Source organism: Pseudidiomarina andamanensis, from assembly GCF_009734345.1.
Taxonomy (GTDB): Bacteria; Pseudomonadota; Gammaproteobacteria; order Enterobacterales; family Alteromonadaceae; genus Pseudidiomarina; species Pseudidiomarina andamanensis.
In genome coordinates this window covers 1343687-1369700 of record NZ_CP032551.1, presented here as the reverse complement: position 1 = coordinate 1369700, position 26014 = coordinate 1343687, and the positions used below count along the sequence as shown (strand labels likewise).

25 protein-coding genes and 1 tRNA gene are annotated in these 26014 nt (G+C 46.1%); 15 read left to right on the top strand and 11 right to left on the bottom strand.

From position 1 onward, the window contains the following. Nucleotides 1-31 precede the first annotated feature (31 nt). On the top strand, nucleotides 32-1147 hold the full coding sequence (tgt, locus tag D3795_RS06540) for a tRNA guanosine(34) transglycosylase Tgt (RefSeq protein ID WP_156267239.1): 1116 nt from the start codon (nucleotides 32-34) through the stop codon (nucleotides 1145-1147). Here the strand turns inward: tgt and D3795_RS06535 are convergent. Beyond that, on the bottom strand, nucleotides 1140-1769 hold the full coding sequence (locus D3795_RS06535) for a MarC family protein (RefSeq protein WP_156267237.1): 630 nt from the start codon (nucleotides 1767-1769) through the stop codon (nucleotides 1140-1142). The genes tgt and D3795_RS06535 overlap by 8 nt on opposite strands. A gap of 398 nt (nucleotides 1770-2167) precedes the next feature. Here D3795_RS06535 and rpsU point away from each other — a divergent pair, with 398 nt between their 5' ends. The 8 genes from rpsU (at nucleotide 2168) to D3795_RS06495 (ending at nucleotide 11915) form a co-directional block, all read left to right on the top strand. Next, entirely contained in the window at nucleotides 2168-2383 is a 216-nt protein-coding gene (gene rpsU, locus D3795_RS06530) for a 30S ribosomal protein S21 (RefSeq protein WP_034733010.1), read from the top strand. A gap of 185 nt (nucleotides 2384-2568) precedes the next feature. Continuing rightward, complete coding sequence (gene dnaG / locus D3795_RS06525; protein ID WP_156267235.1) at nucleotides 2569-4320, top strand: DNA primase; 1752 nt, start codon at nucleotides 2569-2571, stop codon at nucleotides 4318-4320. Between the two features lie 172 nt (nucleotides 4321-4492). After that, nucleotides 4493-4879, top strand: coding sequence for a DUF3192 domain-containing protein (locus tag D3795_RS06520; protein WP_156267233.1), 387 nt, complete (start codon nucleotides 4493-4495; stop codon nucleotides 4877-4879). Nucleotides 4880-5039: 160 nt separating this feature from the next. Beyond that, nucleotides 5040-6884 carry an RNA polymerase sigma factor RpoD gene (gene rpoD, locus D3795_RS06515; RefSeq protein WP_156267231.1) on the top strand — a complete coding sequence of 615 codons (1845 nt, stop codon included), beginning with the start codon at nucleotides 5040-5042 and terminating at the stop codon, nucleotides 6882-6884. A gap of 130 nt (nucleotides 6885-7014) precedes the next feature. Beyond that, complete coding sequence (locus tag D3795_RS06510; RefSeq protein WP_156267229.1) at nucleotides 7015-7809, top strand: amidohydrolase family protein; 795 nt, start codon at nucleotides 7015-7017, stop codon at nucleotides 7807-7809. Nucleotides 7810-7902: 93 nt separating this feature from the next. Further along, nucleotides 7903-7978: transfer RNA gene (locus tag D3795_RS06505), tRNA-Ile, on the top strand. A 124-nt stretch (nucleotides 7979-8102) separates the two neighbouring features. Next, nucleotides 8103-10178, top strand: coding sequence for a S8 family peptidase (locus tag D3795_RS06500; RefSeq protein ID WP_156267227.1), 2076 nt, complete (start codon nucleotides 8103-8105; stop codon nucleotides 10176-10178). A 195-nt stretch (nucleotides 10179-10373) separates the two neighbouring features. Beyond that, nucleotides 10374-11915: a S10 family peptidase gene (locus D3795_RS06495; protein ID WP_310942449.1), complete on the top strand. Its 1542-nt coding sequence runs from the start codon at nucleotides 10374-10376 to the stop codon at nucleotides 11913-11915. Between the two features lie 60 nt (nucleotides 11916-11975). Here D3795_RS06495 and D3795_RS06490 read toward each other — a convergent pair whose 3' ends face one another. After that, complete coding sequence (locus D3795_RS06490) at nucleotides 11976-14162, bottom strand: OsmC domain/YcaO domain-containing protein (protein ID WP_156267225.1); 2187 nt, start codon at nucleotides 14160-14162, stop codon at nucleotides 11976-11978. Between the two features lie 106 nt (nucleotides 14163-14268). Here D3795_RS06490 and D3795_RS06485 point away from each other — a divergent pair, with 106 nt between their 5' ends. Continuing rightward, entirely contained in the window at nucleotides 14269-14481 is a 213-nt protein-coding gene (locus D3795_RS06485) for a hypothetical protein (RefSeq protein ID WP_156267223.1), read from the top strand. Here D3795_RS06485 and D3795_RS06480 read toward each other — a convergent pair. The 3 genes from D3795_RS06480 to D3795_RS06470 all read right to left on the bottom strand — a co-directional run bounded on the left by D3795_RS06480 (nucleotide 14478) and on the right by D3795_RS06470 (nucleotide 16353). Beyond that, a complete protein-coding gene (locus tag D3795_RS06480; RefSeq protein ID WP_156267221.1) occupies nucleotides 14478-15134 on the bottom strand; it encodes a LiaF domain-containing protein in 657 nt (218 codons plus the stop codon). The genes D3795_RS06485 and D3795_RS06480 overlap by 4 nt on opposite strands. 148 nt (nucleotides 15135-15282) lie before the next feature. Then, nucleotides 15283-15825 carry a DUF3750 domain-containing protein gene (locus D3795_RS06475; RefSeq protein ID WP_156267220.1) on the bottom strand — a complete coding sequence of 181 codons (543 nt, stop codon included), beginning with the start codon at nucleotides 15823-15825 and terminating at the stop codon, nucleotides 15283-15285. A gap of 78 nt (nucleotides 15826-15903) precedes the next feature. Then, nucleotides 15904-16353, bottom strand: coding sequence for a c-type cytochrome (locus tag D3795_RS06470; RefSeq protein WP_313906859.1), 450 nt, complete (start codon nucleotides 16351-16353; stop codon nucleotides 15904-15906). Nucleotides 16354-16387: 34 nt separating this feature from the next. Here D3795_RS06470 and D3795_RS06465 point away from each other — a divergent pair, with 34 nt between their 5' ends. Further along, nucleotides 16388-16627, top strand: coding sequence for a hypothetical protein (locus D3795_RS06465; protein WP_156267216.1), 240 nt, complete (start codon nucleotides 16388-16390; stop codon nucleotides 16625-16627). Between the two features lie 174 nt (nucleotides 16628-16801). Here the strand turns inward: D3795_RS06465 and D3795_RS06460 are convergent, their stop codons facing one another. Next, a complete protein-coding gene (locus D3795_RS06460) occupies nucleotides 16802-17293 on the bottom strand; it encodes an Mpo1 family 2-hydroxy fatty acid dioxygenase (protein ID WP_156267214.1) in 492 nt (163 codons plus the stop codon). A 65-nt stretch (nucleotides 17294-17358) separates the two neighbouring features. On the opposite strand from D3795_RS06460, the gene D3795_RS06455 reads away from it, so the two are divergent. Beyond that, nucleotides 17359-18414 carry an AI-2E family transporter gene (locus D3795_RS06455; RefSeq protein ID WP_156267213.1) on the top strand — a complete coding sequence of 352 codons (1056 nt, stop codon included), beginning with the start codon at nucleotides 17359-17361 and terminating at the stop codon, nucleotides 18412-18414. Between the two features lie 8 nt (nucleotides 18415-18422). Here D3795_RS06455 and cfa read toward each other — a convergent pair whose 3' ends face one another. From cfa to D3795_RS06440, 3 genes are all read right to left on the bottom strand, one after another. Continuing rightward, a complete protein-coding gene (cfa, locus tag D3795_RS06450; protein ID WP_156267211.1) occupies nucleotides 18423-19532 on the bottom strand; it encodes a cyclopropane fatty acyl phospholipid synthase in 1110 nt (369 codons plus the stop codon). Nucleotides 19533-19604: 72 nt separating this feature from the next. Beyond that, on the bottom strand, nucleotides 19605-20777 hold the full coding sequence (locus D3795_RS06445) for an ammonium transporter family protein (RefSeq protein ID WP_156267209.1): 1173 nt from the start codon (nucleotides 20775-20777) through the stop codon (nucleotides 19605-19607). A gap of 10 nt (nucleotides 20778-20787) precedes the next feature. Next, on the bottom strand, nucleotides 20788-21126 hold the full coding sequence (locus D3795_RS06440; RefSeq protein WP_156267207.1) for a P-II family nitrogen regulator: 339 nt from the start codon (nucleotides 21124-21126) through the stop codon (nucleotides 20788-20790). A gap of 318 nt (nucleotides 21127-21444) precedes the next feature. On the opposite strand from D3795_RS06440, the gene rcsF reads away from it, so the two are divergent. The 3 genes from rcsF to glpQ are packed head-to-tail and all read left to right on the top strand — an operon-like array spanning nucleotide 21445 to nucleotide 23937. Further along, on the top strand, nucleotides 21445-21807 hold the full coding sequence (gene rcsF, locus D3795_RS06435; RefSeq protein WP_156267205.1) for an Rcs stress response system protein RcsF: 363 nt from the start codon (nucleotides 21445-21447) through the stop codon (nucleotides 21805-21807). Nucleotides 21808-21832: 25 nt separating this feature from the next. Then, nucleotides 21833-22876 carry a cysteine synthase A gene (locus tag D3795_RS06430; RefSeq protein ID WP_156267203.1) on the top strand — a complete coding sequence of 348 codons (1044 nt, stop codon included), beginning with the start codon at nucleotides 21833-21835 and terminating at the stop codon, nucleotides 22874-22876. Continuing rightward, a complete protein-coding gene (glpQ, locus tag D3795_RS06425) occupies nucleotides 22873-23937 on the top strand; it encodes a glycerophosphodiester phosphodiesterase (RefSeq protein ID WP_156267201.1) in 1065 nt (354 codons plus the stop codon). Before D3795_RS06430 ends, glpQ begins: the two co-directional genes overlap by 4 nt. Here the strand turns inward: glpQ and D3795_RS06420 are convergent. Both D3795_RS06420 and D3795_RS06415 read right to left on the bottom strand, forming a co-directional pair. Then, nucleotides 23915-24406: a GNAT family N-acetyltransferase gene (locus D3795_RS06420; protein WP_156267199.1), complete on the bottom strand. Its 492-nt coding sequence runs from the start codon at nucleotides 24404-24406 to the stop codon at nucleotides 23915-23917. The genes glpQ and D3795_RS06420 overlap by 23 nt on opposite strands. Continuing rightward, nucleotides 24406-25869: a RimK family protein gene (locus D3795_RS06415; RefSeq protein ID WP_156267197.1), complete on the bottom strand. Its 1464-nt coding sequence runs from the start codon at nucleotides 25867-25869 to the stop codon at nucleotides 24406-24408. Before D3795_RS06415 ends, D3795_RS06420 begins: the two co-directional genes overlap by 1 nt. Between the last annotated feature and the right edge of the window lie 145 nt (nucleotides 25870-26014).

Sequence of the window (26014 nt, the reverse complement as noted above, 5' to 3'; positions counted from 1 at the left end):
TGTTTTTCCGTGATAATTTATCGGTGAAAAAATGAAATTTGAATTATTGAAAACCTCGGGCAAAGCGCGCCGAGGGCGTATGGTTTTTGATCGCGGTGTAGTTGAAACACCAGCGTTTATGCCCGTAGGTACTGCGGGTACCGTAAAAGGCATGACACCAGAAGAAGTCAAAGCAACAGGTGCTCAAATTTGTTTGGGTAACACCTTCCACCTTATGCTGCGTCCAGGTACGTCGATTATTAAGCAACACGGTGATTTGCATGACTTTATGAATTGGGACAAACCAATTCTGACCGATTCAGGTGGCTTCCAAGTATTCAGCTTAGGTGAGCTCCGTAAAATTACCGAAGAAGGTGTGACCTTCCGCTCACCCATTAACGGCGAGAAAATTCTCCTCACCCCTGAGAAATCAATGGAAGTGCAGCGCGACCTTGGTTCAGACATCGTGATGATTTTCGACGAATGCACGCCATACCCAGCAACACAAGCGGAAGCGCGCTCGTCAATGGAGTTGTCATTGCGCTGGGCGGAACGTTCAAAAACCGCACATGGCGATAATCCATCGGCATTATTTGGAATCATTCAAGGTGGTATGTACGAAGAGTTGCGCACTATCTCGCTTGAAGGGCTTACGGATATCGGCTTTGATGGTTATGCCATCGGCGGTTTGTCGGTTGGTGAACCAAAAGAAGATATGATGCGAATCTTAGATCACATCGCGCCAGAAATGCCAATTGATAAACCGCGCTACCTGATGGGTGTCGGTAAACCAGAAGATTTAGTGGAAGCCGTACGTCGTGGCGTCGATATGTTTGACTGCGTGATGCCAACACGAAATGCGCGTAACGGTCATTTGTTTGTTAGTAACGGTGTCGTCAAAATCCGTAATGCGGTACATCGTACCGATACTGGCCCGCTTGATCCTGAGTGTGATTGCTATACCTGTAAGAATTATTCTCGTGCATATTTGCATCACTTAGACCGTTCTAACGAGATGCTTGGTGGTCGCTTGAATACCATCCACAATCTGCATTTTTATCAGAAGGTCATGCAAGATTTACGCGACGCCATTGATGACGATCGTTTAGAACAGCACGTCGCTGAGTTTTACGCCAAGCGTGGCATGGAAGTACCCGCGCTTAAATAGCGCGGGCAATATCGATAATGTATGGCTTGATGCCGGCGAAGAAGAATTCGACGGCAATCAACATCACAATTAATCCCATCAACCGCATTAAAATTTTACTGCCGCTACGGCCAAGTCGTGCCATCAATTGACGACCTGTCGCTAATACGAAGGCAGTGAGAATACATACCGCAATGATTGCTGCGAACAAACTAATGGTATTCGACGTTGCTGGGCTTTCTTGAATAAACAAGATAACCATGGTGATGGCACCAGGTCCCGCAACCATTGGAATACCAATTGGCGTTACCGCGACATCCGACCCAAAATCGCTTTCGGTTTCGCCATCAACACGCTTTGGTACGGTGCGACCGCGTAGCATCTCAAAACCCATCACGAAAAATAAGATGCCGCCGGCAACCCGCAATCCGTTCACGGAAATATTAAAGAAGCTAAAAATTGCCTCGCCCAATAACGCAAACACGCAAAGTGCAATACAAGCCGTAATGGCGGCACGCATAGCGACCCAACGCGCCGCCTTTGGCGCCATCGCTTCGGTGAGTGCGATATAGATGGGTACAGCGGCAATGGGGTTGATCATGGTGAATAATGAGGTGAACTGAAATAGAAAGGTATCCAACATGACAAGCTCCGAGAAGAAGTAAGAATGTATAGTTTACAAACTAATTTACAGAACTGCATGATTTTTAAATTAATTTAGAAAAAACTTAAATTGTGCGTCAATTGTCGTCGCATAGGTGTGCGAGAATGCACATCGAGCTGGCACTTAACGTTGGTTCCTAACGAATTTGGGAGTGTCGCTACACCCCAATGTGAGCCTGTTCAGCCTGTCTCACAGTGGCGACACTTCCTTCCCCAAATCATAGTGATTAAAATTGATCTTAGGCTTTACATCAGGATCTGAACTCGCTACAATTCAGCACCAAATTTAATCGTGGTGGTTATTTTTTAACCAGATTTATTCATCCACAGTTGATTCAACTAATTCAACAACAGAATTTTCATTGAGGTGAGATTTTAATGCCAGTTGTTAAAGTAAAAGAAAACGAGCCGTTTGACGTAGCTTTGCGTCGCTTTAAGCGCTCTTGCGAGAAAGCAGGTGTATTATCAGAAGTTCGTCGTCGTGAATTCTACGAGAAGCCAACTTCTGAGCGTAAGCGCAAGAAAGCAGCTGCGGTTAAGCGTCACGCGAAAAAATTGTCGCGTGAAAATGCACGTCGCACTCGTCTGTACTAAGTAACTGGTACCGTAGCGGCACAGCCGATAGCGGTGTCACTACAGCACAGACCTCGAAGAGCCGGAATGAGTTTGACTCAGTCCGGCTTTTTCATATCTGGCTTGCACCAGGCGCAAGTCAGAGTACAATCTAAACCACAATTCTAGCTTCGCAATTCCATTACAATTAAGTGCACAGGCAGGCCATGGCAGGTTTAATTCCTAAAAGCTTTATTCACGATCTCATTGAACGAGCCGATGTGGTAGAGATTGTTGATAGCCGTGTGCCACTAAAAAAAGCTGGCCGTAATTATCAAGCCTGTTGCCCCTTTCATAATGAAAAATCACCGAGCTTTACCGTAGCCCCTGATAAGCAGTTTTATCATTGTTTCGGTTGTGGCGAGCACGGTAATGCGCTCGATTTCTTGATGAAGTTTGATGGCCTTGAGTTTCCTGAGGCGGTTGAAGAACTAGCGCATATGCTTGGTCTTGAAGTGCCGCGCGAGACCTCGACAAATCCAGCGGCGGATGCGCGTAAGCGTGCGCAAGAGTCGAGTGACTATGAACAAATGGAGCGCGCCACTAAGTTTTTTGCACACCAGTTACGTCACCACGCCAACTCAAAACGTGTCATCGATTATTTGAAAGGCCGAGGTTTAAGCGGCGATATTGTGAAGCAATTTCAAATTGGCTATGCCCCAGATGGCTGGGACGGCATTTTGAACGCGTTAGGATCAGACCAACGATCAAAACAGCAGTTAGTTGATCTGAAACTTGTGAATCAAAATGAGCAAGGCCGCTATTACGACTTCTTTCGTGATCGGGTGATGTTTCCGATACGAGACCGACGGGGACGCGTCGTCGGTTTTGGCGGACGTATTCTAGAAGGCGACGGGCCGAAGTATTTGAACTCGCCAGAAACCCGTATTTTCCATAAAGGTCGTGAGCTTTACGGCTTTTATGAAGCACGGCAAGCCAACCGTGAACTCGAACAAGTGGTTATTGTTGAGGGCTACATGGATGTTGTCGCATTAGCGCAGGCAGGTATTAGCTTTGCTGTCGCCTCGCTTGGCACCGCAACGACAACCGAACAGTTACAAATGTTATTTCGCGCCACGCGCAAAGTTGTGTGTTGTTACGATGGCGACCGAGCGGGGCGTGACGCCGCTTGGCGAGCCTTAGAAAATGCCTTGCCGTTGCTCAACGATGGCATCGAATTAAGCTTCTTATTCTTACCTGACGGTGAAGACCCCGATACGCTTGTTCGTAAAGAAGGCGCTGAAGCGTTCGCCCAGCGGCTACAAAACGCGCAAAGTTTCACCGATTACTTCTTTTCGCACCTAACTGAAACCATTGATGTGCAGTCTGATGCCGGTAAGTCATTGTTGCTGAAGCAAGTCAAACCGCTTATCGAACGCATTGCGAGTGACTTCTATCGTGAAACCTTGATGGAACGCTTAGCGAGATTACTACGTCGGGAAACCTCACAATTAGAAGCGCAGATTAAAGCGCCGACAAGAGCTAAACCTGAGCAAACCACGCTGAAAATGACGCCGATGCGCCGAGCCATCGGGCTATTGGTGCAGCACCCTGAAATCGGTCGCGAAATTCCGTTGCACACCGAATTAAGTGCGTTAAAGCAACCCGGTATCGACTTGTTGCTGAAGTTGCACCAGCAGACGCACGCGCAGCCATTAACTTCGGCACAAATATTGGAACTGTGGCGCGGCGAGCCCGAAGAAAAGGCATTACGCCAATTGGCGCGTTGGGAGCATCATCTCGATGCCGAAAAAGCCGTGCACGAATTCTTTGGTATCTTTGCTTACTTCATTGATATGTTCGTTGAACAACGGGCGAATGAGCTGCTCGAAAAAGAGCGAACTGCCCCGTTGAATAAGACCGAAAAACAGGAATACCTCACCTTGTTGCAGTATTTAAAAGATCGTGAAAAACGCTAACTCGTTTTTAGTTTCCGCAACAAGTTTGTGTTTCTCGCCACTTCAATAAATGCGAAATCGAAAAAATAACATATAAAACAACAATATAAATTTATGGCATTAGTTTTGCATGGCTACCTGTGTGCAGAACATTAATTCGTACTTAATTAAGAATAAAAACGAGGAGTAAAACATGAAGTTTCCAAAGCTAGCCATGGTTAGTGCCGTTGTGATGTTGTCTGCAGGCTTGCAAGGCTGTGTGATTGCCGTCAATGGTGATGGTGAAAACTACAGCACGAGCGATAGCGTCAGTAAGCAAGAAAAACGTAACCGTACCGCAATTGCATCGTTCACCAATGGTATGACCGTCGATGCAGTACAAAATGAATTAGGCACGCCAGAGTTTTCTGACTTATGGACCGTGGATAATGTACGCTATCGTGTACTATATTATCGCACCCAACGTGTTCACGCAGATGGCAACACCACGCGTGATGAGTGCACCCCAATTGTGTTTGCCGACGGCAATTTAATTGGTACTGGTGAGCTAGCGCTGACACGAATTCCTGAGAATAACTGATTAAATTCTGGCTGAAAACGACAGTATCTGCTACAATTTCCGGTCTTGAATTTTATACCTCACGCACTCATCTAAATAGTGTACTTATTCGTACCTAATTGAGTCGCCGTAAGTTTAAGACCGGTTACTTTTCTATATTAATAACAGGTGGTAGATCTGTATGCAGCAGAGTCGTCAATCACAGCTCAGGCTTCTTATTGCCAAAGGTAAGGAGCAAGGTTATCTCACTTTTTCAGAAGTGAACGATCACCTACCTTCTGAGATCGTTGATTCGGATCAAATCGAAGACATCATCGGCATGATCAATGACATGGGTATTCAGGTGTTTGAAAACGCACCCGATGCCGATGAATTGATGATGAGCGAAGACACCGCTGATGAGGACGCAGCTGAAGCCGCCGCGCAAGCATTAGCAAGCGTGGATGGCGAGTTGGGTCGCACCACTGACCCAGTGCGCATGTACATGCGTGAAATGGGCACAGTTGAATTGTTAACTCGCGAAGGCGAGATCGACATCGCAAAGCGCATTGAAGACGGTATTAACCAAGTTCAATGTTCCGTTGCTGAATATCCTGAAGCCATCAATTTCTTGTTGGATCAGTGGGATTCATGCGAAGCGGAAGAAATGCGTTTAACCGACATTATTTCTGGCTTTATTGACCCGAATGAAGTGGACGAAGCGCCTGTCGCTGCAACGCACATTGGTTCTGAATTGAGTGAAGATCAGCTCGAAGACGAAGATGAAGACGTTGATGAGGACGACGATGACAGTGATGATGACAGCTCAGATAGCGGCATCGATCCTGAATTCGCGCGCCAGAAATTCGCTGAACTTCGTGATCAGTACGAAAGAACCCGTGCCGCAATCAGCAAACATGGTCGCGACAATGCCAAAGCACGCAAAGAAATTGAAGCGCTAAGCGAATTGTTCAAGCAATTCCGTCTGGTACCAAAGCAATTTGATCGCTTGGTTAAAGACATGCGCGACATGATGCATCGTGTGCGTGTGCAAGAACGCTTAATCATGAAGATGTGTGTTGAACAGGCGGGTATGCCGAAACGCGCATTCATGAAGCTGTTTGCGGGCAACGAGAATAGCACCGCGTGGTTGGCGAAAGCCATTGACGATGGTGAAGCCTATTCTGAGTCATTATCAACGCTTCAGGTTGAACTCGAGCGTTGTATCCACAAACTTGCAGAAGTCGAAGTGGAAACTGGCTTAACCATCGCGAAAGTTAAAGATATCAACCGTCGTATGTCCATTGGTGAAGCGAAAGCTCGCCGTGCGAAGAAAGAGATGGTTGAAGCCAACTTGCGTTTGGTTATCTCAATTGCGAAAAAATATACCAATCGTGGTTTGCAGTTCTTGGATTTAATTCAAGAAGGTAACATCGGTTTGATGAAAGCCGTCGACAAGTTCGAATACCGTCGTGGTTATAAGTTTTCAACTTATGCAACTTGGTGGATTCGTCAGGCGATTACGCGTTCAATTGCGGATCAGGCTCGTACCATTCGTATTCCGGTTCACATGATCGAAACGATCAATAAATTGAACCGTATCTCGCGTCAAATGCTTCAGGAAATGGGTCGTGAACCGACGCCAGAAGAATTGGCCGAGCGCATGGTCATGCCAGAAGATAAGATCCGTAAAGTTCTGAAAATTGCGAAAGAACCGATTTCAATGGAGACACCAATTGGTGACGATGAAGATTCGCATCTTGGCGACTTCATTGAGGACACCACATTGGATCTACCGGTGGACTCAGCAACCTCAGAAAGCCTACGCAACGCGGTTCGTGAAGTGCTCGGTGGATTGACGCAACGTGAGGCGAAAGTACTTCGTATGCGCTTTGGTATTGATATGAATACCGACCATACGTTGGAAGAAGTTGGTAAGCAGTTTGACGTTACCCGTGAGCGGATTCGTCAGATTGAAGCCAAAGCTTTACGCAAGCTACGTCACCCAAGCCGTTCTGAGCAGCTGAAATCGTTCTTAGACGAGTAAGCTCAGATTTAATCTGAACGATTCAACGTAAAAAACGTCTTAAGAAGCTCTAGCCCTTGTGGCTAGGGCTTTTTTATTTTTAGGGCGAAATTTGTTAAAATGTGCCTAACTTCGCTGAAAAGGATGAAATATGATCGCAGTTGATCAGAACAACACCGAAATACAGCAACCGCGTCGAATTATCGATGCCCATTTTCATATCTACAACGATTCATTTCCGTTGATAGAGAATCAAGGCTTTCTGCCTGCGCCGTTTTCCATTGAAGATTATCGCCACCGCACCAAAGATTTCAATATTCGTGGTGGAGTGATTGTGTCGGGCTCTGTTCAAGGCTTCGATCAAAGCTACTTAAAATCTGCCCTAGCCGATATGGGCGAGCAGTTTGTGGGCATCACCAACTTACCAAGCAGCGTCTCGGATGCCGAGATTTTGAAGCTGCGTGACCACCGCATTCGCGGCATTCGCGTGAACTTAAAACGCCGTGTAGTCAGTGGTCTTGATAACTTGGTCGACTTTGGCCAACGCATTTGGGATTTAGCCGGCTGGCATTTAGAAATCTACGTGGATAGCCGTGAGCTGGATGAAGTGATGCCGAAGCTCTTGAAGCTGCCGAAGGTGTCGGTTGACCATTTAGGCATGGCACGCTCTGGCTTATCGCAAATTCAGAAGCTGGCAGACAATGGGGTTCATATTAAAGCTTCGGGTTTCGGACGTACCGAGGTAGATGTTGCCAAGGCTGTAAAAGCCATCTACGCCATTAACCCTGAAAGCTTGATGTTTGGTACTGACTTGCCTTCAACACGCGCCGAGCGTCCGTTTAATGTGCGTGATATTGAAACTGTGTGCGAAGCACTCGGTGATGACAAAGCTATTGATAAAGTTTTCGCTGGCAACGCCGCTGATTTCTACCACATAAACCTATAAAAAACCCCATTCGGGGTCATGACAAGCGGGCCGAAATTTCATATACTTGCGCCCGCTTTGTTAATCCCACAGGATTAACCACCTACCCGTAATGGCCCCTTAGCTCAGTGGTTAGAGCAGCCGACTCATAATCGGTTGGTCCCCAGTTCAAATCTGGGAGGGGCCACCATTTGAATCCATATTCCACCATCTCAATTCACTATGCACTCCAATTTTAGGGGAAAACCCCTATATCCAAAATTCAATGTCGGTGTAATTCTGCTTGAGTCAAAACGATATTTTTGGAGAACAACATGAATAAAAAACTTACAACTTTAGGTATTTTGGCCTCAGGATTACTCATCACGACATCTGTACAGGCGGATGCCTTACTCGGTCCGAAACTAGCACAAGATATAGAGACTAAAGCTGGACCTTATAACGTTATTGTTTCTTTTGATAAAAGTAGCGATATTGCGCCAGTTTTACAGAATCTTGGAATACCTTATCTTTCGCTTAAAACCATGCCGATGGCAGGCGCCACGGTCACCAAACTTCAATTACAAGCATTAATTGAAAACTCTGCTGTTAGCAGTATCTATGCAAATACACCGTTGCAATACAGCAATTATACGTCCGGAGAAATTACGGGTGGCCACTATGTTCACGATTTTTATGGTTTAGATGGGCATGGCGTCACTATTGCAGTATTAGACTCCGGCGTAGATGCTACTCATCCGGATCTTGAATTTCAGACGAAGACAGTTGAAAACGTGAAAATTTTAGGCGATCTCGATCTATTGGGGGGACGCAGTGCCTTTATCGAGGGAGTTCCGAATAGTGATACCACATCGGGTCACGGAACCCACGTTGCGGGCACGGTTGCCGGTAGTGGCATGGTGTCAGTAAATGACGAACGTCGAGCATACTATCACGATGGGATTGCCCCAGGAGCAAGTCTTGTTGGTCTTGGCGCAGGCGAAGGCTTATCAATTTTGTATGCGTTGTTGGGGTTCGACTACGCCATTGCTAATCAAGATAGACTTGGTATTGATATTATTACTAATAGTTGGGGTGGTGGTGATGGTGCCGAATTTGATCCAAACAACCCAATTAATAAGGCCTCTTTCGAGGCATACAGCAAAGGTATGGTGGTAAGCTTTGCTGCTTCAAATTCTGGCCCTGCTGAGGATACGTTGAATCAGTACGCGATAGCGCCTTGGGTAATTAATGTGGCAGCTGGCACAAGTGAGAAGCAACTGGCAGACTTTTCAAGTCGTGGCGTAGCTGGTCATGTATATAAGTTACCTGACATCACCGCTCCGGGACAAAATATCACTTCGACTCGTGCACCGAATACAGTAATTGGTGCAATGGGGCCGGTTGTCGATACAGACCATCCAGAATATGCAGCCTATTATCACACTATCAGCGGGACTTCGATGGCGACTCCTTTTGTTGCTGGAGTGGCGGCGTTATTGTTAGAAGTTAACCCAGATCTGTCACCTGACCAAATTGAGCAAATTCTTAAAGATTCTGCTGAACCAATGAATTATGCGCCTCATGAGGTTGGAGCCGGTTACATAGATGTTAAAGCTGCTGTGGATTTGGCAAAAATCACCTCTGGTAACCGCTCAAGCTTTATGAGTGGTAATACTCAGTGGGCAAGCCAAGGATTTTGGGCTCAATTTGATAATAGCGTTGACGAGCTAGTCTATGTAGGTAAATGGCAAAGTAAGTTCCACGCGTCAGCGTCTCAGCAAACAGTTGCGTTGGCAAAAAATGATAACTCATCAATTTTCGCAAAAATACGTGGTGAGCGAGTACGCTTCCATTTCTTAGCAAATAACTCGAATCCTGCATCGATTGAGGTTATTGCGGACGGCCGTTCACTCGGCACCGATACAATATATGCAGCTAATGCAACTGAAGCATCACCTCAGGAAGTTGTGATTGCATTTGATGATTTAGGAGAAGGCGTGCATGAACTGGAAGTACGTATTTTAAATAAACATGTGATGTTTGATCGAGTCGACGTTGATGGAGATTTATTAGCTCCTGATGTTAGTTTCTCAACCAGTCAACAGATTGACTCTGGCACCATGGGCGTTTCAGCAGAGAATCTTGAAGTACAGGAATTTCCACTAGAAATTAGACCAAACGATGTGAGCATTACCTCAACATTGAGTTGGACCGGTGTGGCTGACTTAGATTATTACCTTGTAAATCCAGAAGGGGTTGAAGTAGCTTCTAGCGCATCATTAGAAAACCCAGAAGTACTGCAATTTTGGACAGATATCCCTGGAACCTATACCTTACGTGTTACGGGGTACATTAGTATTGCTACGCCGTTTACAATAACTACTGATATTACGTCTGAAATACAGTAGATCGAGCGTCAAATCGCCGGTTTATTGAAAACGATTCATTCGAAATTAAAGGGCGCCTCTGGCGCCTTTTATTTTTGAATGTTAAACGGTACATAAACGAAAGTAACCAGAGGTACGAATCGTTTTTATAGCACATGGTTTTGTAATTCTTATTTGTGGTAATCTGCTGACAACACCCAGATAGGAAGTAACAACGTGAAATCATTAAATAACTACTTAGTTTGCTTATCTCTTTTCACGGCAATGATGTTGCCAGCGGCAATCAATGCGCAAAATACAGAAGCTAAACAAGAGAATGCAGCAACCGAGCAACCCGTTCCAGAACCAACCAATTTCCGCTCGCAGCACAAAGGTACGTTTAACGGTACTCGCTTAACGTACACCGTGGATGCAGGCGAAACCTATATTCGGAATAACGAGGGCGACCCAACTGCGGCGATTTTCTCGTTCGATTATGTGGTGGAAAGCAAACAAAACCGACCGGTCACGTTTATTTGGAATGGTGGCCCAGGTTCGTCATCTAATTGGTTACACATGGGCGGTTATGGCCCGAAACGCATTATCGTTCCAAGTGATGCGGAGCATCCGGGCGCAGCGCCATACACCATGAAAGATGCACCGGAAACCATTCTTGATGTCACCGATATGGTGTTTGTTGACCCGGTAGGGACTGGCTTTTCACAGGCAATTGGCAAGGGTAAGAAAGAAGACTTTTGGGGCTTAACCGAAGATGCGAAGTCAATGGCCGCGTTTATTGCTGAATGGCTAACCAAGAACAATCGTTGGAACTCGCCAGTGTTCTTACTTGGCGAAAGCTTCGGTACGACTCGCGCTGCTGCGGTAGCCAAGGTGTTACTCGATGATTACGTGATTAATGTGAACGGTATTGTGTTTGTGTCACAGGCACTCGATTATCAAGGCTCAACGCCGTATGTGGATGACAACATCATTTCGTACATTACCTATATTCCGACCATGGCGGCGACCGCTTGGTATCACGGCAAGGTTGATAATTCAGGTGATTTCGAAACCTTCATTCAGCAGAGCCGTGACTTCGCATCACAAGAACTATTGCCAGCACTATTTCAAGGTAACCTGCTCAGTGCGGAAAAGCGAGCGCGCTTAGTGAGCCAGCTTCAGCGCTTCACAGGCCTTAGTAAAGAATATATCGAGCAAGTCGATTTACGGATTAACGCGTTCCGTTTTGCGAAGGAGTTACGCCGTGACGAAGGCGTTGCCGTCGGTTTACTCGATAGCCGTTATATTAACGATGAGCGTGATGATGTTGCTGCTCGCCCAGAAGCTGATGCCGCTCGAGCTATTTCGCCAGCTTATAAAGCATCGATTATGCATTATATGCGTAATGATTTAGGGATTAATTGGAATCGGAAATATTTGAATCCAGCCGACCCAGAGCTTTCTGGGAAATGGCGCTGGAGCCCGCTGCCGGAAGGGCGCTCATGGGAACCACACTATGTGAATACCGCACCAGATTTAGCTTCGGTGCTGCGCAGCAACCCTGCGTTGAAGGTGATGGTTGGCTCTGGTTATTATGATCTGATCACGCCGTTCTTCGATGCGGAGTACACGTTGAACCGTCATGGCATTGCGAGTGATGACATCATCTATCGTTATTATCACGGCGGCCATATGATGTACGTGCATGAACCAGCGCGCCAAGCATTACTCAAAGATACGCGTGAATTCATTCGCGCGCAGATTGGTCAAGGCAACTAGTTATAAATAACCAGCGGTACCGTGATGCACTTAGCACCAACTAGTACCGCTGGTAAATTCTTAGCCTTGAGCTTTTGTAGCTCGTGCGGCGTGTAATTTTTTGTAGCTTTCAATTAAGCGTAGGTGACGATCAAGGCCCTCTAATTGCGTATTGGTTGGCGTTAAACCAGGGAAGCGTAACGAGCCTTCCACCGCACCTACCACGTCAGCCATAGTTTGCTCGCCGAACATACGCTTGAAGTTTGGTAAGTAATCTTCTAATGCCATTTCGTCGTCTAATGCAATTTCTAAAACTGCACTCACCGCACGGTAGAACAAGGTGCGTGCAACCGTGTTGTCGTTATACTGAAGAAACGCCTCAACTAAATCGTAGGCATCTTCGTGACGGCCTAATGCAAGATAGATAAGAATCTTGAGCTCAAGAATGGTTAGCTGGCCCCACACGGTGTTTTCATCAAACTCAATACCAATGAGTGTAATGATATCAATGTAGTTGTCTAGCTGGCTGTCTTCGAGGCGCTCAACCAAATCTTCAAGTTGTTCGTCTGTGAGACGGTGCAAATTGAGAATATCTTCACGGTATTCGAGCGCTTTGTTAGTGTTATCCCAAACTAAGTCCTCAATTGGGTAAACTTCAGAGTAACCTGGCACCAATATGCGACATACCGGTGCACCAAGCTCAGTATAAACCGCCATGTAAGCTTCAAGCTCCATACCTTCAAGAATACCAAAGAGATTTTCGGCTTCTTCTTGGTTGGTGCCTGAGAAGTCCCACTCGCAGAATTCATAGTCGCTTCGAGAACTAAAGAAACGCCATGACACCACACCAGAAGAATCAATAAAGTGTTCGACAAAGTTGTTCGGCTCAGTCACCGCCATGCTATTAAAGGTTGGCGGTAAAAAGTCGTTCAAACCTTCGAAGCTGCGGCCTTGCATCAACTCGGTGAGACTGCGCTCAAGTGCCACATGAAAGCTTGGGTGCGCGCCAAACGAAGCGAATACACCGCCAGTGCGAGGGTTCATTAACGTGACACAAGCAACTGGGAAGCGTCCGCCTAATGAAGCATCCTTCACAAGAATTGGGTAGCCCTGCGCTTCGAGTGCCTGAACGGCCTCAACAATATCCGGGTACTTGGCTAAGACGTCAGTCGGCACGTCAGGCAGCGCAATTTCATGCTCAATAATTTGTTTCTTAACTGCGCGCTCGAAAATCTCTGACAGGCACTGTACCTGGGCTTCAGGTAGGGTATTACCCGCGCTCATACCGTTACTGAGGTACAAGTTTTCAATCAGGTTCGATGGGAAGTAAATGGTTTCGCCATCCGAGTGACGCTGAAACGGCAGTGCGCAAATACCGCGGTCAGAGCGTCCAGAGTTGGTGTCGATTAAATGAGACCCTTGCAACTCATTGTCAGGGTTGTAAATATCTAAACAATAATCGTCAAGTAACCCATCAGGAATGGCGTCATTCTCGGTCAACCGAAACCATTTTTCATTCGGATAGTGAACAAAATCAGCGTGCGCAATTTCCTCACCGAAATACTGATCATTATAGAAGAAGTTGCAGTTGAGTCGTTCAATGAACTCGCCTAATGCCGAAGCCAATGCCGCTTCTTTGGTTGCGCCTTTACCGTTGGTAAAACACATTGGCGAGGCGGCGTCACGAATATGCAACGACCATACGTGCGGCACAATGTTGCGCCATGACGCGATTTCGATCTTCATGCCAAGATCGGCGAGAATTTGCGTCATGTTGGCAATGGTTTGCTCAAGCGGCAAGTCTTTGCCTTCAATGTAGGTGAGAGAATTGCCTTCTGGCTGCCCCATCAATAGCGCTTGCGCATCCTCATCGAGGTTCTCAACCACTTCAATTTGGAACTCGGGGCCGGTTTGTACCACTTTTTTAACGGTGCAACGGTCGATAGAGCGCAGAATGCCTTGGCGATCTTTTTCAGAAATATCTTCAGGTAACTCAACCTGAATTTTAAAAATCTGGTTATAACGATTCTCAGGGTCAACAATATTATTCTGTGACAGACGAATATTGTCCGTCGGGATATTGCGCGATAAGCAATAAACCTTGACGAAATATGCTGCGCACATGGCAGATGATGCTAGGAAATAATCGAACGGACTGGGTGCGGAGCCATCCCCTTTATAACGAATGGGTTGGTCGGTTATCACCGTGAAATCGTCAAACTTGGCTTCCAGACGCAAGTTATCCAAAAAGTTTACTTTTATTTCCATGAGCTCATTTAAACCACTATTAAAAATTCAGCGGCTATTATCTCGCGTTTAGGTTAAATTGTCTTGGTGAATTCAAATTTTAACCTCTGATACGAGGAGCAGCGGTATGTTGATACCACGAACGATGCTTAGTGTGATTTGTATTAGTGTGTTTGTAAGTGGCTGTACGTATCGCGGCGCTTATCACGAAATGCAACGCGAGCAATTACGCCAATGCGTTGAAGAGCAAGGCATTCCGTACCATGAATGTCTTGAGCGCACGAACAAATCTTACGATGAGTACATGCGCGAACGACAAGACGTGATCAACAATCGTTAGTTCGTTTTAGACATACCTAGAGCTTCACGCATGCTATTCGCAAACGCGACAAACTTTTCTTTCATGGTCTGTTTTACTGAAACTTCAACCGAACCTAAAACGCTATAGCCCGTGATGGTTATTTGCGGCGCTTGGCGACCCGCCATTGAGGGTGCTTTATTTTCCGACGAGCCAACAATATCGTACATACGAATGGTCACATTGACGCTTTCAGGAACAAAGATTTCGAGGCTACCTAAAACATTCGCCACGTTTACTTCAATATTTTGGTGCTGAAAAATGGCATCAGTAAAATCGATTTTTGTTGAGCCTAATACATCAATCACATTAATTTTCTTTGGCACAACCCACTGACCTTCACGAACACTTGAGCCTAAAATGCTAACAAGTCGGTCATCTTGAGAGGTTTCGCCGGCGCCGTAATTGGGTGTAAACGAGCGCTCTTTTTTGGCATCGTAACTTGCGTCAGCCTCTAAAGGTAAGTCTTCAACCAACGCCACTAGCTGTTGATGAGAGTCCGTTGCCATGGCTTCATCAAGTCGACGCTCAAAAGCCTCAGCAGAAATAATCGCGTGGCTGTAGTTAACAATGAGCTTATCAACGATCTCTTCACGAACCTGTTCGATTGGTCGGTCTTCAAGTTTGACTGGCATGATTGATTCCTTGTGTTTGTTTTATTCACTATAGTTAAAAATCATGCAATATCTAGACCAATAAAATAAAATCTATTTTTATCAATAGGTTAATGCTTTTCTTGGTGTTCCCTCGGTATCTAATTCACAAAGATTTAGCGAATTTGCCTTAATCTTGGTCATTATCTGCATAGCCACTGCCAATAGCACTGAATGGCAGATCAAGCCCAAGCTCGGGAACCTGTAGGCCTATCCATGCCGGAAAGGTATTGCTATTGGGGCCTGGAACCGCTTTGTATTGGTTCGCCCACGGGTAGCGTTCGGCGGCGTCAATAATCTGAGGAATAAGCTCACCCGCTTTATTACCAACAATTGATAAGACTTTTTCAGGTTTCGCGCCGTACCAATAACGATCAGGTGTGGCGGTGGTATAGTTGTAGAGCGCCGGTTGGCCACGATTTAAGCGCCAACCCACCACTTCATATACCGTATATTCTTTGGCATCAGCTGGCTTCACTGCAATCCAGGTGTGTACCGCAAACCAACCGCGCCATCCAAATGCATCCGCCGCATAAACTTCAATGACCGGTTGAGTTTCAGTCACTGGGTCAGGCGCGATACCTGCTGGTTCGCGCGAGGCGGTTCGCCAATCACCCGATGAACAGCCAATGAGTAATGCAGTACTCAGAATAACAACAAGTGCTCTATACATAATTATCTCGTAAGAAAATAAAAAAAGCCTGTGCAGTTGTAACACAGGCTTTTGATACGTCAAATTCGAGCGGTTAGATTACTTGAACGTGCGAGGCTTGAGTACGTCAGGCTTCAAAAATAGCTTTTCGCCGGTATTGTCATGCTGTCCCAAAACTTTTCCGTTTACCTCAGTGCCATACATGGTTGCCTTATGGAAATTCATGAACTTCTCACGAGTTTCCTTTGCATCACCGGTATAGCGCGGATCTTGTGGGCGCTCGTGCGAATTGATAAATAGTGCCACATCCCATGCTTCTTGGTCAGTTAAACGCCCTGGCTGACCCAGTGGCATATTGTTTTGTATAAAAGAGGCGGCAGTGAAGACACGTGTCATGCCCGCTCCCCAGTTGTGCGAACCGTCACCCCAAAGCGGTGGATAAACAATTTCGCCGGCTACTTTTTTACCGGCACCATCGGAGCCATGACAAACGGCACAATTGGCTAGGTAAACCTTTTCGCCATTGGCATAGGTGGTTGCCGCTGGAATCTCTTTACCTAAATGGCTAAAGCCTCGGCCAGCAATGTTTTTGTCATATAACCGCTTTCTGCCTGATTACTCGGTATTTGTACGTTATGGCTGGCTGCATCCAAGTCGTCGTTTGAATCCTGAGTTAGAACGCAATTACTTTCAGGTGGGGCTTGATTGGAAAGCGACAAACTATCTAACTGTTGCCTTCGTTGCCAAACAAAGTCACGTTGATAGTCTGATTATTGATCAAGAGCAAAATGAAATTGGCATTTGGACAATGTGGAATTTCTAATCGGCGCTGATCAGTAAACTAGCAGTGACTAAAAGTAGATTAAATAGTAACGGCAGCGCCATCAAAAAGAATAAGGAAAATTTAATTTTTGTTCGTTGCATTGAAGTACCCCCACAAACTTTAAAAGCATATTAATGAGAATGGTTCTCATTTGCAAGTTTGTGGAGTGTCTTATTACTTGAATTTTGCCTCGATGGCTTGATGAAGTTGTTTTTTACCGCCGAGCATGAACACAACTTCGGCAACGACAAATAGTGGCCCGATAGCGAGACCCATAATGTCATCAACAAATGCGGGTTTACGACCTTCGAAATAGTGACCGATAAATTGGAATATCCAACCAACCACAAATAATCCGATACCCCAGCTTAACCATAAAGTGGTTTCGAGCATCGCGACATGACTACCTAGCCATACGGATAAGCCGAGTAACAGAGTCATCAAGATACCTAAGGCCACATCAAGTTTGAGGTAAAATAGGGCTGCAATCGCGCTCACAATAATGGCTGGTGAGAGCATAAAGTCTGCGATAAACCAGGTAGGGCGCGATAGTAAAATCTCAATCGCAACCACAATAAGAGGAATACCCACTAAGTGCGTCATAATGTTGCGACGGTCACGATGATATGCGGCATATCCGGCTAAATGTTCTGTAATTGTTTTCATGGCTTGCTCACCTATTGTTTTATTGCCAATATTAACCTGATTCTAATAAAGAACAAGGACAACCCATGCGGGAACAACTCGAACGTCGCGCTTTTCTCATCTTGTTGGCGGCAGTGACGATTGCTTTTGGTTTTATACTTGAACCATTTTGGTCAGCTATCTTTTGGGCCTGTGCGGTCTCGGTTATTTTCTTCCCGATGCAACAACTGTTGCAGAGAAAGTGGGGGCATCGCCCTAATCTTAACGCACTGGTGACATTAACGGTGTGTATGTTAATTGTCGTTATTCCAGTCATCTTTATAAGTACAGCGTTCATTCAAGAGGGGATTCAGCTTTATCAAAAAATCGACTCCGGCGATATTGACCCGCGCGCGATGCTCATGAAATTGCGCGATGCCTTTCCGATTGTCGACGAGTTGTTGGTGGAATTCGGTGTTAATCCAAACGATATCCGCGACCAAGTGATTAGCGCTGTGCAGGGGGCCTCTAAGTTCTTAGCCAAAGAAACACTCACCATTGGGCAGAACACCTTTGGCTTTTTGGTCAGCCTCGCATTAATGATGTATCTGACCTTCTTTTTGCTGCGTGACGGCTCACATTTGCGCGACCTGTTGATAAAAGCGTTGCCAATTGGCGATGAACGCGAACATGCGCTGTTTGAGAAGTTCGTTGAAGTCACTCGTGCCACGGTGAAAGGTAATTTAGTTGTCGCGATTGTGCAGGGCGCCCTCGGTGGCTTTATTTTCTGGCTGTTAGATATTCCAGCGCCGCTATTATGGGGCGTTATTATGGCTTTCTTATCGCTGATTCCGGCAGTTGGCGCAGCGCTTGTTTGGTTTCCCGCCGGTTTGTACCTCTATGCCACCGGAGCATGGGTCAGTGCGACGGTGTTAATGGCTTATGGCGCAATTATTATCGGCTTGGCAGACAATGTGTTACGCCCCATTTTGGTTGGCCGAGATACGAAGCTACCTGACTATATTGTGCTGTTTTCTACCATTGGCGGTATCTCATTATTTGGTATTAACGGTTTTGTGATTGGGCCGTTAGTCGCCGCGTTGTTCATGGCGGTGTGGCAAATTTTCATGACCGATTTTAATAGTGGACATGAGGAATCGTAATTATCGTTTTATGGGCGTCGATAACCACCGATTAAATAGGGTTTACTAAAGACCCATTGCCATACTTGTAATTCGCGGGCGCGAAAAGCGCCCGCACATGACAGCAAGTAATAGCGCCACATGCGATAAAACGTATCGTCGTAATGTACGCTGAGCTCAGGCCAAACGCTTTCGAAGTTTTGATGCCACGCCATTAATGTTGGATCGTAGTCGGCGCCGAAATTATGAACATCTTCGGCACACAGCAGATCACGAGATGCATTGTCGATGTGACTTAAGCACGGCAGCTCGCCATTCGGGAAGATATACTTCGCAATCCAAGGGTCAGTGCCGCGCACATCACGATTACGTCCAATGGTATGCAATAAGAATAAGCCGCTCGGCTTCAAGCAATTCGCGACAACTTGCATGTAGCGCCGATAGTTTTTGTGACCAACGTGTTCAAACATACCGAGACTCACAATGGCGTCAAATGATTCATTAAGCGTACGATAGTCCTGCAGCCGAAACTCAATGGGTAAGTTTTCGCAAAGCTTGGTACCAAGCGCGACTTGTTCCTTGGAAACCGTGACACCCACGCATTCAACGCCATAGTTTTCCGCAGCATACTTCATGAAACTACCCCAGCCGCAGCCAACATCGAGAATACGCATGCCTGGTTTCAACTGCAGCTTCTGACAAACCATTTCGAGTTTGTCAATTTGCGCTTGCTCAAGTGACTGGGCGTTTTCCCAATAGCCACAGGTATACACCATGCGTGGGTCTAACATCGCTTGGTACAAATGATTACCGAGGTCGTAATGATGCTGCCCAACAAGCCATGATCGTTGGGGGGATTGCAAATTGAGTAGGCGGTTTTTCAGATAATGCCAAATAAGACGGGATGGTCGAACTTGGGTGTGAACACGATTAGCCAGCAGCCTGCAGAAAAACACATCAAGCTGCTCGCAATCCCAATCGCCAGCCATGTAAGCTTCACCAAGAGCCAAATTACCACGCGTTAGCACATCCTCAAAAAAAGAGGGATCGCGCAACTGCATATCCCACGGCCGATTCCCATTAATTTGGATATCGGCCAAGGCTAAGAGCTCGCCAACAAACATTTGTGCGTTTGCCATGCCACCTCCAGTAACATGATTTACGCACAAGTGTAGTCAAGATAATTGTAATTGCACGAGACCGTAATGACGCTAGCGTGTCTTCGACGCAACAAATTCTGGATAAGCTTCAACACCACATTCAGAAATATCAGCGCCGATATATTCATGCTCCATAGAGAGGCGAATACCGAAAGCTTTGGCCAAGAACGACCACAATACTAAACTACTAATAAACACCCAGATGAAAATAGTCGCAGCGCCGAGGAGTTGCGTTGAAAATGTTGCTGATGCTGATGTAAATCCCACACAAAGCAAGCCATAGAATCCCGCAATGCCATGAACAGAAATGGCTCCGACCGGGTCATCAATTTTTATGCGGTCAAGCAATACAATTGCGATAACCACAATAACCCCGGCGCCGCCTCCGATGAGTACCGAGCTAATTGGTGTTGCTGCGGCTGGTTCTGCGGTGATGGCGACAAGCCCAGCGAGCACGCCATTTAAAATCATAGTGAGATCGGCTTTGCGCCAAACGAGACGAGTAACAATGAAGGCACAAACGGCTCCCGAGGCGGCAGATAAATTGGTGTTGAGAAAAATGACGGCGACCGTGTCAGCATTCTCTACACTATGAATACTCAGGAGCGACCCCCCATTAAAGCCGAGCCAACCAAACCAGAGAATGAGCGTACCGAGAGCGGCCAACGGCATATTGGCGCCAGGAATTGGATAAATAGCGCCGCTATGGCCATACTTTCCTTTGCGAGGCCCAAGGATAATGACCCCAGCCAGTGCTGCTGAAGCGCCGGCCATGTGCACAACACCTGATCCTGCAAAATCAACAAAGCCCATAGCACTTAAAAATCCGCCACCCCAAGTCCAGTTGCCAACAAGCGGATAAATGACACTGGTCATCACCACGGTAAAGACAAGAAACATCGAGAGTTTCATGCGTTCCGCAACTGCGCCTGAAACAATGGACATAGCGGTTGCAACAAACACCATTTGAAAGAACAAGTAAGCATTAGGGGAGTAATCGGTAATTGCCGCATGACCATACATTAAGTGATAGCCGAAAAAGAAATAACATAAGCAGGCGAGCGCATACAGCAAGATATTTTTAACGAGTATTTCGGTTGTGTTTTTGGTGCGCACGAGTCCAGCTTCAAGCATTGAAAAGCCAGCCGCCATCCACATCACTAACGCCGCACTTAGCAAAATAAATAATGTATCTAACGCGTAACTTAATTCGGTAATCGTCATTGCTAGCTCCTTATATCGCGAATTTGTCCACTTCACCGGTGCGAATTCTGATGACAGTGGAAAGTGGGGTGACGAAGATCTTTCCGTCGCCAGTATTGCCGGTATGCGCGGCATCGCGGATGGCATCAATAGCTGCTTCTAGTTGATCATCAGTCACGGCTATGTCGATGCGTATTTTAGGAAGGAAGTCAATCCGATATTCGGCGCCTCGATAGAGTTCGGTATGGCCTTTTTGGCGACCGAAACCTCGAACTTCCGTAATGGTCATGCCCTGACAGCCGACATGTTCGAGTGCTTCGCGCACGTCGTTAAGTTTGGCGGGTTTAATGATGGCGATAACTAGCTGCATGGTTGCTCCTTTCTTGAAGGGGGGCCTATTCGGCCGGTAATAATTTCTTTCGATTAACAACCAAGCAAATGTCATGCCAGAAAAAATCAGCAAAAATAACGGGAAAATCGGCGAAAAATAGCAATTATTGCACTAAGTTGGTGCAGTGGCGTGGTTTCGAGGGTGACTATTGCACTCTTATTAGGCACTAAAGGGAGACGCAGCGAGGCAGAAAGTATCGGCGCATGCGGTTTCCATAGGGATAACATATAATAATTGAATCTTTACAAGGTGCTATTAGCTCCGTAATGTTAATCAAAAGAAACGAAAGGTATCGCCATGAAATATCTATCCGTAATTGCGGTCTTAATTACAGTCGCTGGTTGTGCGACGAGTCAGTCACCGGTAAGTCAGGTGGATATGGCCGCGGCGGATGCTGTCGAGTTTATGCGGCCTTATGAGTTGTCACGTAACGATGTCAGCTTTGTGAGTTTGGGGCGAGTGGAGGGTGAGTCGTGCCAAACTAATATGTTCTCTGACAAACCTACGCAACAAGAAGCATTATTACGAATGAAAGTAGCGGCAGCTGCACTTGGTGCCAATCGTTTAATTCTGCGCAGTTGTGAGCAGGGACAGACAGATAGCTGTCGCGCACGCTGGGTTTGCACGGGTGATGCACATCAATTACAGCCGTTACAGTAAGTGAATTATTGTAGAAGGAGTCGTCATGCAAGTTGCTAAGCGTTCTGCAGAACTAATCGGACAAACAGATTTATTGCGATTAAATTCACTATCAGAGTTAACTGGTTGTGATATTTGGGTGAAATTAGAATCACAGAATCCTGGCGGCTCGATTAAAGATCGCGCGGCACTACAGATGATCAAAGATGCCATGGACAAAGGCGAGCTGAAACCAGGCATGACCATTGTTGAGGGTACAGCAGGTAATACCGGTATTGGTTTAGCTGTGGTCGCACGGTCGTTCGGTTTAAATATGTTAGCTGTTATGCCGAATGATCAAAGTAAAGAAAAAGAGCGCATGATCACGCTTCACGGCGCGCAGCTAAAAACCGTTGACCCTGTTCCGTTTAAAAACGAGAACCACTTTTATCATACAGCCCGACGATTAGCCGAGCAGAATGACGATTATTGGTGGGCAAACCAATTCGAGAATACCAGCAACGCGCGTGCGCACTATCTCACAACCGGCCCTGAAATTTGGCAACAAACTAATGGCAAGGTTGATATTTTAGTTTCTGCGGCGGGTACAGGCGGCACTATTGCGGGTAATTCCATGTACCTGAAAGAGCGTAACCCTGGTATTCAAATATGGCTTGCTGATCCGGACGGTTCTGGCATCTACAGTTATTTGAAAACCGGTGAATATGTGAGCCAGGGTAGTTCATTTACCGAAGGCATTGGCATTATGCGTTTGGTAGAGAATTTTAAACAGGCTCGCATTGATGCGGCTGTAAACTTACCAGATGATGATCTGGTCACGTTATCGCGGTATTTAGTGGAGCATGAAGGTTTGGTGCTTGGGAGTAGCTCATGTCTAAATGTGGCTGGCGCATTGCAAGCAGCAGTATTGCATGGTCCCGGCAAATCAATTGTGACGTTCGCTTGTGATCTTGGAGAGCGCTCTGCTAGCAAACTTTATAACGAGGATTATTTGAAGCAGCGTGGTGTTCGTACCGAGCCAGAAAACATCGCTGATTTAGTCCGTCGCTATCAGCATCAAGGCGACAAGGTTTGGTATCGCGTCTCATGAAAATTAGCTCGAGCTTTGGCGTTTTAGTTATCTTCGGTGGGTTGTTGTGCTCAGTGAGTTGGGCACAACAAGAACTAACAAAGCCAAAAGAAGCGCTCGAGCAACCCCTTAGCGGTGCGATTACAACAGAAGACCCAGTCAAGTCGCCGCTCATTATTGCGCACCGCGGAGCCTCGGGGTATGCACCCGAACATTCAGCCGTCGCTGTTGCCTTAGCACACGCCCAAAACGCGAATTACATCGAGCAAGATGTGGTGTTAACACGTGACCATATTCCCGTTGTATTGCACGATATCATTTTAGATAAAGTCACCAACGTTAAAGAAGTCTATCCAGAAAAGCATCGTCCAAACGGCCACTATTATGTCGTTGATTTTACCTTTGCCGAGCTTCAGAAGTTAAAGCTCACCGAGCGCAAGAACAAGGATGGTGAGCAACGCTACCCGCAACGTTTTTCAATGGCGAGCGGTGACTTTCGAATCATGTCGCTGGCGCAGCAAATTGAATTGATTCTTGGGTTAAACCGAACGCGTAACATGAATACCGGGCTCTACGTGGAGTTTAAAGCCGCGCGTTGGCACAAAGACCAAAATTACGATGTGGTACAAGCAACGCTGGGAGTATTGGCGCGCTATGGTTTTAATGATGTGGTGCCGCCAGCGCCGATTTATCTGCAAAGCTTTGACCCGGAAGTTTTACGCCGCTTGAATCGTGAGTTTATGACCACGTTACCGCTCATTCAGTTGGTTGCCGAGAATAGCTGGAACGAAAGTGATATTGACTACAACACGATGCTCACTGCGGCCGGATTAGAGACGCTAAGAAGTTATGCCGATGGCGTTGGTATATGGATCAATCACATTTATGTAGGGCTTGATGAACAAGGCAAACCTAAGTTTTCAGATGTTGTGCAACATGCGCAAAAGGCAGGGCTAAAGGTTCATATTTATACCCTGCGCGCTGACGATTTGCCTGAAGGAATTGAAAGTTATCAGCAACTCAAACAATGGTTAACCAATTTGGGTGTTGATGGATTTTTTACCGATTTTCCTGATTTGTAGAACCGGTAAAACTCACGCGCATTCGATAACCGTCTGTGCCATCGTCATAATATCCCGGTAGCAGATCGATGACGGCAAAGTTCAACTTCTCGTATAGTCGAATCGCTGCACTATTATCCACTTTTACTTCCAACCCAAGACTAATCGCACCGTGTTTTTGCGCAGTATGAATAGAGTGCTCTAACAGCATACGACCAAGTCCTGTTCCACGAGCTTCCGGCGCTATTGCAATAGAATAGAGCCGCCAACGAAGGCTATTCTTGCGAGTAAGTAGTAAATAGTAGCCGGCTAACTCACCACTCTCGTTGTTACAGACGTAGATATGAGCACTTGTACCAGTCAGCAAGCGCCGAAAGCTTCGAGCACCCATGCGACTGTAATCAAAGCAGCGCTCTTCAAGCGCAACAAGACTGTTAACATCATCTAACGTCGCCGCATGAATGTGCCAACGTGGGCCCGAATCGCTCATTATTTTTCATCCAATCGGCGGGCAAAATCACGCATAATAATGTGGTAAAGCTCGTCGCCTAGGAGTAAATCTTCAACGCCTGAATCAATCGACGGATTATCATTGATTTCGATAATGACTGGGCCTTTGTCGGTTACTTTCATATCGACGCCATACAATCCATCACCAATCAGCCGTGTTGCCTGCAAGGCTGTTTTAACCACATCTTTCGGTACCTGATGCACACCAACCGTTTCAAAGCCACCAGACTTCGCGCGACTGGTCGCACTCGCGTGATTATAAATCTGCCAATGGTTACGTGCCATGAAATATTTGCATGCGTAAATGGGCCGGTTATTTAAAATACCAATACGCCAGTCGAAATCGGTTTTAACAAATTCCTGAGCCAATAAAATAGTCGATTTATTGAATAGCTCTGCCGCAACTTTTTTCAACTCTTCTTCCGATTCCGCTTTTTCTACACCAATTGAAAATGAGCCATCTGGAATCTTTAATACAACAGGGTAGCCGAGGCGTTTACCAATCCTGCCATAATCAATCTCTTGCTGACTGAGTAATAACTCAGTACGCGGAGTCGGAATACCGTGCTTATCGAGCAATTCTTTCAAGAAGACTTTATTTGCGCACTGCAAAATTGAATGCGGTGCATCAATCACCACCATGCCATTCGCTTCGGCTTTTTTAGCGAAATGATAGGTGTAGTGGTTGATACGCGTGGTTTCACGAATAAAAAGTGCATCAAATTCTAACAAGCGGTTGTAGTCATCGGCAGTAATTAATTCTGCATCAATGTCAGCCTCTTTGGCAGCCTTAATAAACCGCTGGAGTGCCTTCTTGTCACTAGTTGGAATGGGCTCTTCAGGGTCATGCAAAATTGCTAAATCGTAGCGATATTCCTTCGGCGCTCGTGCCTTACGCCAAACACGCTTACTGAAACTATCAAGCGCATCACCAAAGAATGTTTGTTGTGTATCGGATAAGTCAGGAAGTGCACCGGCAATCAATTGATTAATGAACCAACGGCCTTGATAGCTGAATTCTACCCACATAATCGGACATGGGTAGCGATCAAACATTTGGCGCGCAAAATTACTTAATAGAGGCTCTTCAGTTTGCCCAAAACAAATGAGGATGCGCACTGGCAGCGACTTGTCAGCGTTCGCCAAAAACTTATTGAGTTGTTTATCGGTATTCGCCAGCAACAACTGATAGTGACTGAAGTTCGCTAAATCGTTAATTGTTGTGACAGACGGCAGCACACGTTGGCCTCGCGCTTCAGCTAACAAACTGACGTAATAACCCGTCGACAAATAACTTAAATCACCGCACAAATTTAAAATTTGCGTACGACTTTTGCTACTCGATTGTAGTAAGTATTCACTTGCGGTAACCGTGGCTTGGCTAGGGTAATAGGGCTGCCAATCGGTGATGTCGTCAAGAATGATCAAAGCTGCGTTTTGCATAGTGGCTCCAGAGCGAAATTGCCGCGCATTTTTATGCCTATTTTGAGCAAATTACAATAGGTTTATGAGATATATTTTTGTAATTTTTTATATCACTTTTTTTGTAAAAAAGACGTTGAAAAATAGCCGAATGTATTTAGGTAAG